We start from the raw sequence: 14,817 nt of genomic DNA on the forward strand, positions 1-14,817 counted from the left end.
CGGCGCACCGCCAGGCCGGGGCCAGGAAGGGGTCGTTACCTGCGCCTCATAACGCCACGACACGTTTCAAGCGATAATCCGCATACGTCGGCATGACCGACGCTCCCCCCTGTTTCGGAACTGCAATGAGCGAGATTCGCAAGGTGTCGGCCTCCGCCGGCGCGGAATGGCTGCTGACCGGCTTTGGCCTGCTCAAGCGCGCGCCGCTGGCGCTGGGCTCGCTGGGCATCCTGTGGGGTCTGGGGACCTCGCTGGTGCTATCGCTGTCGCTGCTGGTGCCCGCGCTGGGCACGCTGCTGCAGTTCCTGCTGCTGCTGGCCGGCCCGTTGTTCATGGGCGGCCTGCTGTGGGCCGTGCGCGAAGTCGACCAGGGCCGCCCGGCCCGTCCGGCACACCTGCTGCAGGGCGTGCAGGAAGGCCGCGCGCCGCACCTGCTGGTCGCCCTGCTGCCGCAGCTGGTGGGCGCGTTGCTGCTGGGCACGCTGCTGCTGGTGCTGGTCGGCGGACCGTCCGGCTTCCAGCACCTGTCCGAGGTGATGCTCAAGCTCAACGAGCTCAGCCAGTCCGGCACGCAGCCGGACCCGGCGCAGATCGAGGCGCTGGTCGCCACCCTGCCGGCCGGTCGCATCCTGTTGTGGCTGCTGCTGATGCTGGCCACCTTCGCCGCGTTGACCCTGGCCCTGTTCGTGATGCCGCCGCAGGTGATGTTCCAGCGCGCCACCGGCGTGCATGCACTGCGCCAGAGCCTGCGCGCCAGCATCCACAACCTGCCGGCGATGCTGGTGTTCTTCGTGCTGGCCTTCATCGCCATCTTCGCGATCTATTTCGCGGTGATGATCGTGGCGCTGGTCATCGGCCTGATCGCCGGCCAGGCCGCGGCGATGGCCGTGGCCCAGCTGTTGTTGATGGCGGTGCTGATGCCGGTGTTCGCCGGCGCGGTCTACGCCGCCTGGAAGCAGATGCTGGCCCCGGCCGATGCCGGCAGCACGCCGCCGCCGTCCAGCGGCCACGTGTTCGAGGCCTGAGTTTCGACCCGCCTCCCGGCCCGGCAACGGCGGGAGGCATCCGCGGCGCCGGGGGAACCCCGGCCGTGCACGATCACGCCGTGTCGCGGCTGCGCTTGGTCAGGTACATGGCCTGGTCGGCGGCATGCAGCAGGGCATTCACCTCCGCGCCATCGGCCGGGTAGGCGGCCAGCCCGATGCTGGCGGCAATGGTCAGGGCCACGTCCTCGCCATCCCGCAGGCGATAGCACATCGGCACCTCCAGCGCCTTGCCCAGCCGTTCGAGCAGGCGGTGCGCGTCGCTGATGTCGTCCAGTTCCTCCAGCACCAGCGCGAACTCGTCGCCGCCGAGGCGGGCCACGGTATCGTTCTCGCGCAGCGTGCCGCGCAGGCGCGCGGCCAGCTCCACCAGCATCGCGTCGCCGGCGCCATGGCCCCAGGTGTCGTTGACGTCCTTGAAGCGGTCCACGTCCACGTAGACCAGCGCGAACATGCCGTTGTGGCGCGAGGCGCGGTGGTGCGCGCTCTCCAGGCGGTCCATGAACAACGCGCGGTTGGGCAGGCCGGTGAGCATGTCGTGCATGGCCAGGTGGCGCATCTCCTGCTCCATCTGCTTGCGCTGTTCGACCTCGATCTCCAGCTGCCGGTTGCGCTCGGACAGCTCGCTCAGGGCATCGCGCAGCGCCACCCGGTGCCGGTACAGCTCCAGGAACACCTGCACCTTGGACAGCAGGATGGTCGCCTCCAGCGGCTTGGCCATGTAGTCCACCGCGCCGAAGCCGTAGCCCTTGAGGCGGTGCACGTCATCGGCGTAGGTGGCGGTGACGAAGATGATCGGGGTCTGCCGGGTGGTCTCCTCCTGGGACAGGATCTCGGCCACTTCGAAGCCGTTGATGTCCGGCATGTAGACGTCCAGCAGCACCAGCGCGAACTCGTCGTCCAGCGTGGCCTTGAGTGCTTCGTTGCCGGAGGACGCCTCGATCACGTCCACGTCCAGCTTGGCCAGCACGCGGCGGATCACCAGCAGGTTGGCGGGGTTGTCATCCACCGCCAGGATCTTCGGGCGCTGCGGGGCAGGCGGCTTGGTCACGAACATAGGGTTTCCAGCAATTTGGGAATTCCGGGCAGCGGCAGGCAATGATCGGCCCCCGCCAGTTCCAGCGCGGCGGCCGGCATCACCGGTACCTGCGCGGTATGTGGATCCTGCACGATCACCGTACCGCCTTGGCCGCGGACGCGCAGGCAGCCCTCGGCGCCATCGGAATTGGCCCCGGTGAGCAGCACGGCAAGCAGGTGTTCACGCCAGACGCCGGCAGCAGATTCGAACAGGACATCGATGGAGGGGCGGGAGAACGACACCCTCGGATCGACACTCAAAGCGAAACGGCCGTCACGTTCCAGCAGCAAATGATAGCCCGAGGGCGCGACATAAACCGTGCCGGGCCGGGGCTGTTGGCGTTCCTCGGCCTCCACCACGGTCTGGCCGCTGCGGCCAGCGAGCAGTTCACAGAACAGCCGCATGTCCTCCGAACCGCTGTGGCAGACCACCACCATCGGCACCGGCAGCGGCCCGGACAGCCCGCCCAGCAGGGCGTGCAGGGCCTGTAGCCCGCCCGCCGAGCAGCCCACCACCACGGCCTGCGGCTGCGGGCCGGCGGGGCGGTTCACAGCGTGCCCCCGGCATTGCGGTAGAGCCGCAGCTCGGCGTCCAGCGGCACGAAGTCGCGGGCGCTGGGCGCGAACCGGATCGATTCGCGGTTGCCCAGGCACAGGAACCCGCCGCGGCTGAGGCTGCTGCGGAACAGCCCCAGCACCCGGTCCTGCAGGGCGTCGGAGAAATAGATCAGCACGTTGCGGCACAGGATCAGCTGCGCCTCGCAGAACACCCCGTCGCAGACCAGGTTGTGGTTGGCGAAGGTGACCCGCTCGCGCAGCCGCGCGTCGAGCTTCATGAAGTCGTAGCGGGCGTGGTAGTAGTCCGACAGCGTCTGCCGGCCACCGGCGGCCAGGTAGTTCTCCGAGTACAGGCGCGCGTCGCGGATCGGGAAGATGCCCTCCTGCGCGCGCGCCAGCGCCTCGTCGCTGAAATCGGTGGCGTAGATCTGGCAACGGTCGTACAGCCCGGCCTCCTTGAGCAGGATGGCCAGCGAGTACACCTCCTGCCCGTGCGCGCAGCCGGCCTGCCAGATGTTGATCTGCGGGTAGGAGGCCAGCACCGGGAACACTTCGTCGCGCAGCTTCCGGAACACCGCCGGGTTGCGGAACATCTCCGACACCGGCACCGACAGGCGCGAGATCACCTGCGAGACCATCTCGTCGTCGCGCAGCACGCGCGCGGTCAGCTCGCCGATGTGCGGCATCTCCAGCGTCTGCACCAGCGCCTGCACCCGGCGCTTCAGCGAGGCCGGGGCGTAACCGGAGAAATCGTAGCCGTGCCGCCGCGCCATCGCCTGGATGAAGGCATCGACTTCGATGTCGTCGATCTCATCGCGACTGGCAAGGGGAGCATCGGGGCCTACTTTTGCAGCCATACGCGCATCATCGACAACAGCTTGTCCAGGTCCACCGGCTTGGTCAGGTAATCGTTGGCACCGGCATCCAGGCACTTGTCGCGGTCACCGTGCATGGCCTTGGCGGTGACCGCGATGATCGGCAGGTTGGCCCATTCCGGCCGCTTGCGGATCTCGCGGGTGGTCTCGTAGCCGTCCATGCCCGGCATCATGATGTCCATCAGCACCAGCTCGATGGACGGGTTTTCCTGCAGCTGCTGCAGCGCCTTGTAGCCGTCCTGGGCCATGATCACGTTCATGCCGCGCGCGCGCAGCGACTTGGACAGGGCGAACAGGTTGCGCATGTCGTCGTCGACCAGCAGCACCTGGCGGCCGCCCAGGTTCTGGTCGTCCGACGGGGTGGCGTTGGCGCCACGCGAACCAATGCTGTGCAGGAACAGGCTGACCTCGTCGAGCAGGCGCTCGGGCGAGCGCTGGCCCTTGATGACGATGCTGTCGGTGTACTGGCGCAGCTTCAGGCTTTCCTCACGGCTGAGGTCCTGGCCGGAATAGATCACCACCGGCGGCACCGCCACCAGGGTGGCGGCCTTCTCCAGGAACTCCACGCCCGAGATCCCGCCCAGGTTGAGGTCCAGCACGATGCAGTCGTAGCTGTGGGTGGCGATGCGCTCCAGCGCTTCCTCGCCGGAGGCCACCTGGTCGATCTCGACGTTGTCGGCCTGCAGCAGGCGGGTCAGCGCCAGCCGTGAATCGGCATCGTCATCGACCAGCAGCAGCTTGCGCACGATCTTGCCGGCCACGTCGAGCAGGTGGTCGAAGGCGGCGATCAGCGCCGGGCGGTCCACCGGCTTGGTCAGGTAGCCGACCGCGCCCAGCGCCACGCCCTTGGCCGCTTCGTCCACGGCCGAGATGAAGTGGACCGGGATCGCCGCGGTGACCGGGTCGTGCTTGAGGTGCTGCAGCACCGACCAGCCGTCCATGCCCGGCAGCATCACGTCCAGCAGGATGCCGGTGGGACGGTAGCGACGGGCCAGCTCCAGGCCGCTCTCGCCGTCGGCGGCGGCCAGCGCGCGGTGGCCCTTGCGGCGGATCAGGTCGACCAGGATCCGCGCGAACGCCGGGTCATCCTCGACGGTGAGGATCACCGTCTCGCCGGCGGCGATGTTGTGGCGGTCGTCCGGGATCCAGTCGATCAGCTGCGCGGTGGCCGCACGCGCCGGCGTCGCCGCCGGGCGTCGCTCGAGCGGTGCCGGCGCCGCGTCGCTGGTGGCGGCGGCACTGCTGACCGCGGTCGACAGCAACGGCAACACCAGGGTGAAGCAGCTGCCCTTGTCCGGCTCGCTCTCCACCACCAGGTGGCCGCCGAGCAGCTGCGCCAGGCGGCGGGCGATGGCCAGGCCCAGGCCACTGCCGCCGTAATGACGGCTGGTGCTCGAGTCGACCTGCTCGAAGGCCTCGAAGATCGAATCCAGGCGCTCCGGCGGAATGCCGATGCCGGTGTCCTGCACCGACAGCGCCATGTACTGCTCGCCGGCGGCCACGCCGATGCGGGTCAGCATCGCGTGGTCGGCCAGCGCCAGGCGCAGCGTCACCTTGCCCTCGCGGGTGAACTTGAAGGCGTTGCCGAGCAGGTTGTTGAGCACCTGCTGCAGCTTGGAGCGGTCGGTGACCAGCACTTCCGGCACCGACGGGTCCAGGTCGATGGCGAATTCCAGCCGGTTCTCCACCGCCATGTGGCGGAAATGGCGCAGCACCTCGCGGGTGACGCCCTCGATGCGCACCTCCTCGCGGTGCACGTCCATCTTGCCGGCCTCGATCTTGGACAGGTCCAGGATGTCGTTGATCAGGCGCAGCAGGTTGGAGCCGGAGTCGTGGATGACCGCGGCGGCCTCCACTTCCTCCACGTCCAGGTGGCCGCTCTCGTTCTCGGCCAGCTCCTTGGACAGGATCAGCAGGCTGTTGAGCGGGGTGCGCAGCTCGTGCGACATGTTGGCCAGGAAGTCGGTCTTGTACTGGCTGGCGCGTGCCAGTTCCTGCGCCTTGAACTCGGTCTCGCGCTGCAGCACCTGCAGCACGTCCTTCTGCTCGTTGAGCACCTCGGTCTTCTGCCGCAGCTCTTCGTTGGAGGCCTGCAGTTCCTCGGCCTGCACGCGCAGCTCCTCCTCCGAGGCGGACAGGCGCTGTGCCTGCTCCTCCAGCTCGACGGTCTTGCCCTGCAATTCCTCGTTGGTGGCACGCAGTTCCTCTTCCTGGGCCTGCAGGGCCACCTGCGAGCGCTGCAGTTCCTCGGCCTGGGCGCGGGTGCGTTCGAGCAGGGTGCGGGTGCGTTCGGAGGCGCGGATGTTCTCCAGGCCGAGCGCCGCCTGCGGCAGCACCGCGTCCAGGAAGGCTTCCTGGGTGTGCGTGAACTGGCCGAAGGTGCCGAACTCCAGCACGCCGAGCAGGCGCCCCTGCAACAACAGCGGCACCGCCACCAGCTGGCGCGGCTGCGCTTCGCCCAGCGCCGAATGCACGCCGAAGAAATCATCCGGCACCTGCTGCACGCTGATGCGCTTGCGCTCCAGCGCGGCCTGGCCGATCAGGCCATCGCCCATGGCATACCGCAGGCCCAGGTGCTTGCGCCGCTGGAAGCCGTAGCTGCCCTGCAGGCGCAGCTCCTGTTCGTCCTCGTCCCAGAGGAAGAACACGCCGATCGGCGCGTCGATGCGTGGCGCGATCTGCGACACCAGCGCCTGGCCGTAGGTCTCGGCCTCCTGCATGGCCTGCAGCTCGGCGCCGACCTCGCCCACGCTGAGCTTGACCCAGTTGGCATCGCGCGAGGCCACCGAATTGCGCCGGAACACCTCCAGCGCGCGGGCGATGGCGCCGATCTCGTCGCCCCGCTCCAGCCCGCCGATCTCCACCTCCAGGTCGTCGTCGGCCAGCCGCGTCATCTTGCCGGTCAGGCTGTTGATCGGGGCGACCACCACCCGCGCGATCATCCACAACGTGCCGACGATCACCGCGAAGCCGATCACCAGCAGCAGCAGCGATACCTTCTGCGCGCGGTCGATCCACTTGCTCATTTCCTCGCGCTCGGCCAGCAGCGTGCGGATCTCGCTGTCGTAGATGTTGCCCAGCATCACCACCAGCGCATTGGCCTGCCCGGTATTGACCCGCTCCAGCTTGCGCCGCGCCTGTTCGAAGGTGTCCGCATCGGTGGCCGGCTCGGCCAACACCGACTCCACCATCTGGTCCCAGTTGTTGGCGGCCTGGGTCGCGGTGCGGATCTGCTCCACGTGCGCGGCGTTGCCGGCCTTGCTGGCCGCCTCCAGCGCCGCGTCGCGCCGGTCACCCTGCTCGCGCAGCGCGACCCGCTCGTCCTCGCCCTGCCCCAGCAGGTAGTTGCGCAGGGCCAGCTGCTGCAGGCGCACCGCCTGCATGGCGTCCTCGACGTGGCGGATGACCTCGATCTGCTGGCTTTCACGTTTCCGCGCCAAGTCATCCTCGCTGGCGGTCCGGTAGCTGATGCCACCGGCGACGAGGAAGCACAGGAACACCAGCGCAAACGCCGCGACCATCTTCCCGAGTAGCGGCAAGTTATTGATCCAGCTTTCTTTTTTGTCCGTCACTATCAATTCCCCCGGCGCCGTCCCGGCCACTGTAACCGGACCTGGCCTGTATTCATCGGGAAAGGTATCGCAGAACCTGTGCCAGCGCGGTGAGGTAGGACTCAGGAGGCCGCGCGCTTGCTGTCCTGGTCACGTGGCTGCAGCCAGCGCGCGGCATGGATGCCCAGTTCGTAGAGGAAGCACATCGGGATGGCCAGCATCAGCTGCGACACCACGTCCGGCGGGGTCAGGATCGCGGCCAGCACGAAGATGCCGACCACCGCGTAACCGCGCCCTTCGCGCAGCTGCTGCGGGGTCACCCAGCCCAGCAGCACCAGGATCACCATCGCCACCGGCAGCTCGAAGCTGGCCCCGAAGGCAAAGAAGATCGCCAGCACGAAGTCCAGGTAGGCATTGGCATCGGGGGTGATGGCGATGACTTCCGGGCGGAACGTGGTCAGGAAGTGGAACACCGCCGGCAGCACCAGGAAATAGGCGAAGGCGCAGCCGATGTAGAACAGTGCCACCGCCGAGGCCAGCAGCGGCACCGCCAGCCGTTTTTCGCGGGCGTACAGGCCCGGGGCCACGAACGCCCAGGCCTGGTAGAGCAGCCACGGCACGGCCACGAACACCGCGGTGAAGAAGGTCAGCTTCAGCGGCGCGAAGAAGGCGCCGGCCGGATTGGTGGCGATCATCGTCTGCCCGGCCGGCAGCTGCGAGATCAGCGGCGTGGCCAGGTGGCTGTACAACGTGCGCGAGAACGGCAGCAACGCCAGCAGCACCACCCCCAACCCCAGCAGGCCGCGCACCAGCCGCGCGCGCAGCTCGATCAGGTGCTCGATCAGGGGGCTTTCGTTGAAGTCGGTCCCGCTCATCGCGACGGCTCCTGCGCGGGCGACGCCGGGCCTTCCTGTATCAGGGCACGGTCGGCCGCGTCCTGCGCCGGTGCTTCAGCGGTGGCTTCCGCGGCAACCGGGCGCGGCGCGACCGGCCGCGGCTCGATGAACGTTTCCGTTTCCGTAGCTGGCGCCTGTTCGACCTCGCGGCCGAGCGCATCGGCGCCGTCCTGCACCTGTCGGGCCTGATCGCGCAGCCCGCTCTCGGCCTGCTGCATCGACTGCCGCACGTCCTGCAGGTTGCGCTTGAGTTCCTCGGCGTGCAGTTCGCGCTCGAGCTCCTGCTTGACCGAATCCCACTGGTTGCGGGCGCGGCGAACCCACAGCCCGGCGAACCGCGCGGCCTTGGGCAGGCGCTCGGGACCGAGCACCACCAGGGCCACCACGGCGATCAGCAACAGCTCGCCAAAACCGATATCGAACACGCCCGGAACTCCGGATCAGCGCGCTTCGCGGTCGTGCTCGGCCTGCGTTTCGGCGCTCTTCTCGGCCTTGCGCGAGTCATCGCCCAGCTGTGCGGCGGGCTTGTCCTCCTCGCGCATGCCTTTCTTGAATTCCTTGACCGCGCTGCCCAGATCCTTGGCGCCGCTCGTCAGCCGCTTGGTGCCGAACACCAGCAGGACGATGACCAGCACGACCAACCAGTGCCAGATGCTGAAACTGCCCATGATCCGCTCGCGTTATGTGTGGAAGGTTGTTGAGCATAGCGCACCGGGCATGACCCGATCGCTATGCCGAAGGTCAGTTGCCACCGTCCAGCGATTCGGTGCGGATCTCGCCCTCATTCACCGGCTGGAAGCCCTGCTGCGGCGCGGTTTGAGCCGGTGCCGGCTGGATCGGGGCGGTGGTGGCGGTATCGCTGCCCGCTGCGACCGGTGCCGGCACGCTGACCGCATCGGCGCGCGGCGCGGTGGACGCCACCGGTGCCACCGTGCCCTGGGTGCCGCGCTTTTCGCGAGCGGCATAGGTGGATTCCTCCAGCCGGTCGCGGAAGGCGACCACGTCGCTGGACGGCGCGCTGGCCAGACGGCCTTCGATGATCATGCGCGGGGTGGTGCCCTGCCCGTAGGCATCGAGGTTGGCGGCATCGTCGATCTGCAGCGCCGCGCCATCCAGCGCCACGCCCGCGAACAGGCCGCGCGCGCGCGACCACGACCAGATCTCGGCCTTGAGCTGGCCATCGGTGGCGGCGGCGGCATTGCGGCCGACCGGGCCGGCGGCCACGCCGGCGTCGGCGCCGAGGGTGAACTTGCCGTTGACGATGTTGTCCAGGCTGCGGTCGTTGCGGAACACCAGGATCACGTCGGAGGACTGCACGCCGGCCTGGAAGCCGATGCTGCCGCCGGTGAGCTTGATGAACACCGGGTTGGACCAGCTGCCATCAGGCGTCTTGACCGACATCAGGCCGTGGCCACGACGGCCACCCAGCACCAGGCCAGCCTTGATCGTGTCAGGGATGACGATGATCGCGCGACCTTCGTCGAGCAGCTTGTCCGGGATCGCCTGTTCGGGGATGTCCTGGATTTCACTGAGCACGCGCACGGCATTGCGTGCGCGCTGGTCTTCCTGTGGGCCGGCAACGGCGTTGGCGGACAGGAGGCTGGCGGACAGCAACAGGGCGAGGCACGGCAGGCGGCGCATGGTGAACTCCGTAGGTCGGTGCACAGAAAGATAACGCAAGTGCCTGAAATTAGGCGCGGCGGGATGAATCGGTGGTGAGCGGAAGCCTGTGGAGGGTGCGTGCAAGCCGGCGCCATGGCTTCCCGCTCCCCACCCTCCCCGGCCACCACGCGTCGTCCCCAACCGCCCAAGACCTGCGAAAATACCCGGATGTCCAACGCCCCCACCACCGCGTTGCTCGCGGTCAACCTAGGCACGCCCGACACCCCTACCGCGCCGGCGGTGCGCCGTTACCTGGCCGAGTTCCTCGGTGACCGGCGCGTGGTGTCCATTCCCCCCCTGCTGTGGAAGCCGCTGCTGCATGGCCTGATCCTGCCGCTGCGCGGGGGCCGTTCGGCGCACAAGTACGCGCAGGTATGGCTGCCGGAAGGCTCGCCGCTGGCCGTGCATACCCGCCGTTTGGCGCAGGGCATCCAGCAGCTGCTGCCGGACTGGCGCGTGCGCGATGCGATGCGCTACGGCAACCCGGCGCTGCGTCCGGCACTGGATGCGCTGGCCGCCGAAGGCGCGCGCCGCATCGTGGTGCTACCGCTGTACCCGCAGTACTCCACCACCACCACCGCCTCGGTCGAGGACGTGGTGCTGCAGTGGCAGCAGCGCCACCCGAAGGTGAAGGTGCAGCTGGTCCGCGACTATGCCGAAGACCCGCAATGGGTCGCCGCCGTGGCCGCGTCCATCACCGCCTACTGGCAGCAGCACGGCCGCGCCGAAAAGCTGGTGTTCTCCTTCCACGGCATCCCGCAGCGCCTGGCCGACGCCGGCGACCCCTACCCGCAGCGCTGCGAAGCCAGCGCCCGTGCCATCGCCGCCGCGCTGGGCCTGTCCGACGAGGCCTGGACGCTGGCCTACCAGTCACGCTTCGGCCGCGAACGCTGGCTGCAGCCGTATGCCGAGCCCACCCTGTGGGCCATGGCCGAGCGCGGCGTCCGCCAGATCGACGTGGTCTGCCCGGGCTTCGCCACCGACTGCCTGGAAACGCTGGAGGAAGTCGCGCTCGGCTTCACCGCCACCCTGGCCGAACGCGGCGCGACCATGCGCTACATCCCCTGCCTCAACGACAGTGCCGCCCATGCCCGTGCCCTGGCGGCACTGGCCACGGCGCAGACGGCATGAGTGCCACCGCGTTCGAACTGCGGGTCGACGGGCAACGCCTGGCCGGCCTGCGCAGCGGCCCCCCGGGCGGGCTGAAGGTGCTGGCCCTGCATGGCTGGCTCGACAACGCCGCCAGCTTCCTGCCCCTGGCCGCCCACCTGCCGACGCTGGACCTGGTGATGGTCGACCTGCCCGGCCACGGCTTCAGCGAGCACCTGCCGCTGACCACGCCGTACACCACGCCGCAGGCCATCGTGCACACCCTGGCCATCGCCGATGCGTTGGGCTGGGACCGTTGCGTGCTGCTCGGCCACTCGATGGGCGCGGCCATCGCCAGCCTGGTCGCGGCGGTGGCCGGTGAGCGCGTGCAGGCGCTGGTATCGATCGAGGCACTGGGCGGGTTGGCCGCGCCGGCCACCGAGACCGTGCAGCGCCTGCGCACCTTCGTCACCGCCGCGTCCAGGCTCGATGACAAGCAGCTGCGCGTGTTCCCCGACCTGGCCACGCCGGTGCGGGCGCGGATGATGGTCAACCAGCTCAGCGAGATCTCGGCGCGGCTGCTGGTCGAGCGCGGGGTCAAGCCGGTCGATGGCGGCTGGAGCTGGCGCAGCGACCCGCGCCTGATGCTGCCCACCGCCGTGCGCATGACCGAGGACCAGGTGCGGGACGTGGTCAGCACCATCGGCTGCCCGGTGCAGGTGATCTATGCCACGCCGGCGCAGGACTACTTCCCCGAACCGCAGCGCAGCCAGCGCGCCGCGCTGTTGCCCGACGGTCGCCTGCACACCCTGCCCGGCCACCACCACGTGCACATGGACCAGCCGGCCGCGGTGGCGGCGATCATCGAGCGCTTCATCGCCGGTTTGCCCGACGCCAGCTGAATCCCGGCACCGCAATACGGCCTTGGTCTGGTTCAGAGGCCCGTGGCGCCGCCGCTAACGGGGTTACGACCGTTACAGGGAATGAAGTAACGCAGGCCCGCGATGGGCCCTGCGCGTCCGATCGCAGCATGCTTTCCCGCCTTTCCCGCCGCGGCCCCCTGTTCCCGGGCCGGATCCTCCCGCACCGCTGCCGGCCACGCCGGCCGCGCGCCTGCGCGTGCGGGCCGGCAACGGCCGCTGTGATCGTCCTTCCCGTCGTCCTTCCCCCGATTGCCTGACCCGGAGTTGCCATGCATCCACGTCCCCACCCCGTCGCCCAGCCCCCCGATCCGTCCGCACTGCAGCTGGCCTGGGCAGGCCAGCGCGGCACGCTGTTGGCGGCGCTGGTCCTGTGCGTGGCCACCGTCGCGATCGCGGCGTGGTCGCGGCAATGGCTGCTGCTGGTGCTCTGCCTGTGCGGGTTGCCGTTGCTGACGGTCACGTTGCTGCGCCCGCTGCGGGCCCTGGGCGATACACCAGCCAGCCTGCGCGCGCAGCTGGATGCGGTTGCCGGCGACGGCACTGGCGTTGGCACCACACGCACGCTGGCCGCCAGCGTGGCGGCGCTGCAGGCACGCGTGCAGCAGCGCTGGCAGCAGGAGCAGGCCATGCACCAGGAGAACGCGCAGATCCGCGCGTCGCTGGACACCTCGCGCACCGGCATGATGATCGCCGACAACGACCACATCATCCGCTACGTGAACCGCTCGGTCGTGGCGCTGCTGCGCAACCAGCAGGACACCCTGCGCAAGGCCTTCCCGGATTTCGACGTGGACACGCTGATAGGCAGCAGCATCCACCGCTTCCACGCCAACCCGGCGCGCATCCGCGGCATCCTCGACCAGCTGCGCCAGCCCCACAACGGCCGCATCCAGATCGGCGGCGTGCACTTCAGCCAGGTGGTGACGCCGGTGTTCAACGCCGACGGCAGCCGCAGCGGCTTCGCGGTGGAGTGGCACGACCGCACCCAGGAGCTGCAGCTGGAGAACAGCGTGGCCGGCATCGTCGCCGCGGCCAATGCCGGCGACCTGGGCAAGCGCCTGCAGCCGGTGGCCGAGGCCGGCTTCATCCAGACCCTGACGCTGGGCATCAACCAGCTGCTGGACACGCTGGCCGGCACCACCGGCCAGGTCCGCGCGATGCTGGCCGCCCTGGCCGACGGCGACCTGGACCACCGCATCACCGGCGAGCATGCCGGTGACTTCGAGGCGATGAAGAACGATGCCAACCTGACCGCCGAGCGGCTGGCGGTGATCATCGACCAGATCAAGCACTGCTCGCAGGCCATCACCGTCGCCGCCGGCGAGATCGCCAGCGGCAACGACGACCTGTCCCGGCGCACCGAGCAACAGGCGGCCAGCCTGGAGGAAACCGCTGCCTCGATGGAGGAGCTGACCTCGACCGTGCGCGAGAACGCCGAATCCGCCCGCGATGCCAACCGGCTGGCGATCGGCGCGGCCGGCGTGGCCGAGCGCGGCGGCCAGGTGGTCGGCCAGGTGGTCAGCACCATGCAGGCCATCGAGCAGGCTTCGCACCGGATCGCCGAGATCATCTCGGTGATCGATGGCATCGCCTTCCAGACCAACATCCTGGCGCTGAACGCCGCGGTGGAAGCGGCGCGCGCCGGCGACCAGGGCCGTGGTTTCGCCGTGGTCGCTTCGGAGGTGCGCTCGCTGGCACAGCGCTCGGCCACCGCCGCGCGCGAGATCAAGGGTTTGATCGAGGATTCGATGGGCAAGGTGGACGACGGCGCCCGCCTGGTCACCCAGGCCGGCAGCACGATGGACGAGATCGTCACCGCGGTGAAGGAGGTCACCGACCTGATGGCGCGCATCGCCGCCGCATCGCAGGAGCAGAGCGTGGGCATCGAGCAGGTCAACCACACCGTGACCCAGATGGACGAGACCACCCAGCAGAACGCGGCGCTGGTGGAGGAAGCCAGCGCGGCGGCGCGTTCGATGGAGCAGCAGGCCGAGGCATTGGCCGGCGCGGTGTCGGTGTTCCGCTATGCGGGTACCGGCGAGGTGCGCGGGCGGTCATCGCGGCGGCGTATTGCCTGACCCACGCGCCGGTACGAAGCGTGGGAGCCGGGAGGGCGTACGGGCTCCCGGGGTTTATCGGGAAAGCCCCCAAAGCACCCCTCCCCAACCCTCCCCTGCTGCGCAAGGGAGGGGATAGAAGCAGCATGACTGCCATCTGTCACATCGCGTGGACCGCCCCCTCCCTTGCACAGCAGGGGAGGGTTGGGGAGGGGTAAGCCCTTCGCCCCTTCGCCCCTACGCCCGTACCTGCAACAACTGGTGCAGCGTGCCCTTCAAGCGCCGCCCTTCCAGCCGCAGGTAATCGCGCTCCTGCTCCCAGTGCGGGAAACGCGCCTGGACCTCGGCCCAGAACGCCGGCGAGTGGTTGGCCTGCAGCAGGTGGCAGAGCTCGTGCACCAGCACGTACTCGAAGGCCGAGGGCCGGCCCAGCACCAGCGCCAGGTCCAGCGCCATCGAACCGTCCGGCGCCAGCGAGCCCCATTGCGAGGACATCACCTTCAGCCGCAGCCGTGCCGGCGCGCGCGCCAGCCCCGGCAGGTACTTCGGCAGCCACTGGCCGACGTCGGCGCGGGTCTGGGCTTCGTAGAACTCGCGCAATGCACGACGCAAGGCCGCTTCCCCGGCACGCGCGGACAGCTGGATATGCGCCCCGGCCTCGTCCACTTCGATGCGGGTGAAGCGCCCGTCTTCCCAATGCACCTGCAGCAATGCACCACGCAGCGGCAGCACGCCGGGCTCGCGCAGCAACAGCGGCGGCGCCAGCAGGCCATCGTCGCTGAAACGCGCCAACTGCTGCTGCAGCCATTGCCGGTTGGCCTGCAGGAAACGCTCGCCGGAGACTAGGCTCGCGCGCGTGGGCAAGGTCAAGCGCGCGCCACGTTCATCCACGCTGAGCTTGAGCCGGCGCGCACGCGGGTCGCGCACGCGCAGCACCTCGATCTCGGCCGCGTCATCCAGGCGCAGGCGCACCGTGTCGCGCTGGATACCCGGCGCGGTGGGGGCGATCAGACGGCGAAGCAGGCGGGCCATGGCCACAGCATAGACCCGGCCGGGTTACCGCGCCGGGACGACGCTGGTTCCGGT

Annotated in this window: 13 protein-coding genes; 4 read left to right on the plus strand and 9 right to left on the minus strand. The window is 69.2% G+C overall.

The genetic code is table 11. The annotated features are described in order from the left end of the window. Nucleotides 1-125: 125 nt before the first annotated feature. Nucleotides 126-1,025, plus strand: coding sequence for a BPSS1780 family membrane protein (locus tag IB227_RS09555; RefSeq protein ID WP_132863982.1), 900 nt, complete (start codon nt 126-128; stop codon nt 1,023-1,025). 73 nt (nt 1,026-1,098) lie between these two features. On the opposite strand, the gene IB227_RS09560 is transcribed toward IB227_RS09555, so the two are convergent. The 8 genes from IB227_RS09560 to IB227_RS09595 all read right to left on the minus strand — a co-directional run bounded on the left by IB227_RS09560 (nt 1,099) and on the right by IB227_RS09595 (nt 9,641). Next, complete coding sequence (locus IB227_RS09560; RefSeq protein ID WP_243693976.1) at nt 1,099-2,094, minus strand: diguanylate cyclase; 996 nt, start codon at nt 2,092-2,094, stop codon at nt 1,099-1,101. Then, nucleotides 2,091-2,672, minus strand: a complete 582-nt coding sequence (locus IB227_RS09565) for a chemotaxis protein CheB (protein WP_192287148.1) — start codon at nt 2,670-2,672, stop codon at nt 2,091-2,093. Before IB227_RS09565 ends, IB227_RS09560 begins: the two co-directional genes overlap by 4 nt. Then, entirely contained in the window at nt 2,669-3,535 is an 867-nt protein-coding gene (locus IB227_RS09570) for a CheR family methyltransferase (RefSeq protein WP_132863987.1), read from the minus strand. The genes IB227_RS09565 and IB227_RS09570 overlap by 4 nt, the downstream gene beginning before the upstream one ends. Further along, nucleotides 3,520-7,125 (minus strand): response regulator, encoded by a 3,606-nt coding sequence (locus IB227_RS09575; RefSeq protein WP_318639533.1) that lies wholly within the window; start codon nt 7,123-7,125, stop codon nt 3,520-3,522. Before IB227_RS09575 ends, IB227_RS09570 begins: the two co-directional genes overlap by 16 nt. 101 nt (nt 7,126-7,226) lie before the next feature. Further along, nucleotides 7,227-7,979, minus strand: coding sequence for a twin-arginine translocase subunit TatC (tatC, locus tag IB227_RS09580; RefSeq protein WP_192287149.1), 753 nt, complete (start codon nt 7,977-7,979; stop codon nt 7,227-7,229). After that, complete coding sequence (gene tatB, locus IB227_RS18615; RefSeq protein ID WP_192287150.1) at nt 7,976-8,425, minus strand: Sec-independent protein translocase protein TatB; 450 nt, start codon at nt 8,423-8,425, stop codon at nt 7,976-7,978. Before tatB ends, tatC begins: the two co-directional genes overlap by 4 nt. Before the next feature lie 15 nt (nt 8,426-8,440). Next, entirely contained in the window at nt 8,441-8,668 is a 228-nt protein-coding gene (gene tatA, locus IB227_RS09590) for a Sec-independent protein translocase subunit TatA (protein ID WP_132863992.1), read from the minus strand. Between the two features lie 73 nt (nt 8,669-8,741). Beyond that, entirely contained in the window at nt 8,742-9,641 is a 900-nt protein-coding gene (locus tag IB227_RS09595; protein WP_132863993.1) for a YSC84-related protein, read from the minus strand. A 189-nt stretch (nt 9,642-9,830) separates the two neighbouring features. Here IB227_RS09595 and hemH point away from each other — a divergent pair, with 189 nt between their 5' ends. The 3 genes from hemH (at nt 9,831) to IB227_RS09610 (ending at nt 13,752) form a co-directional block, all read left to right on the plus strand. Continuing rightward, nucleotides 9,831-10,793 carry a ferrochelatase gene (gene hemH, locus IB227_RS09600; protein WP_132863995.1) on the plus strand — a complete coding sequence of 321 codons (963 nt, stop codon included), beginning with the start codon at nt 9,831-9,833 and terminating at the stop codon, nt 10,791-10,793. Continuing rightward, a complete protein-coding gene (locus IB227_RS09605) occupies nt 10,790-11,653 on the plus strand; it encodes an alpha/beta hydrolase (RefSeq protein ID WP_192287151.1) in 864 nt (287 codons plus the stop codon). The genes hemH and IB227_RS09605 overlap by 4 nt, the downstream gene beginning before the upstream one ends. A gap of 290 nt (nt 11,654-11,943) precedes the next feature. Further along, on the plus strand, nt 11,944-13,752 hold the full coding sequence (locus IB227_RS09610; protein ID WP_192287152.1) for a methyl-accepting chemotaxis protein: 1,809 nt from the start codon (nt 11,944-11,946) through the stop codon (nt 13,750-13,752). A gap of 216 nt (nt 13,753-13,968) precedes the next feature. Here IB227_RS09610 and IB227_RS09615 read toward each other — a convergent pair whose 3' ends face one another. Continuing rightward, the gene (locus IB227_RS09615) at nt 13,969-14,763 is read right to left on the minus strand and encodes a SprT family zinc-dependent metalloprotease (protein ID WP_192287153.1); all 795 of its coding nucleotides are present in this window, start codon (nt 14,761-14,763) and stop codon (nt 13,969-13,971) included. Between the last annotated feature and the right edge of the window lie 54 nt (nt 14,764-14,817).

It is taken from the genome of Stenotrophomonas sp. STM01, assembly GCF_014852135.1.
Lineage (GTDB): Bacteria > Pseudomonadota > Gammaproteobacteria > Xanthomonadales > Xanthomonadaceae > Stenotrophomonas > Stenotrophomonas capsici.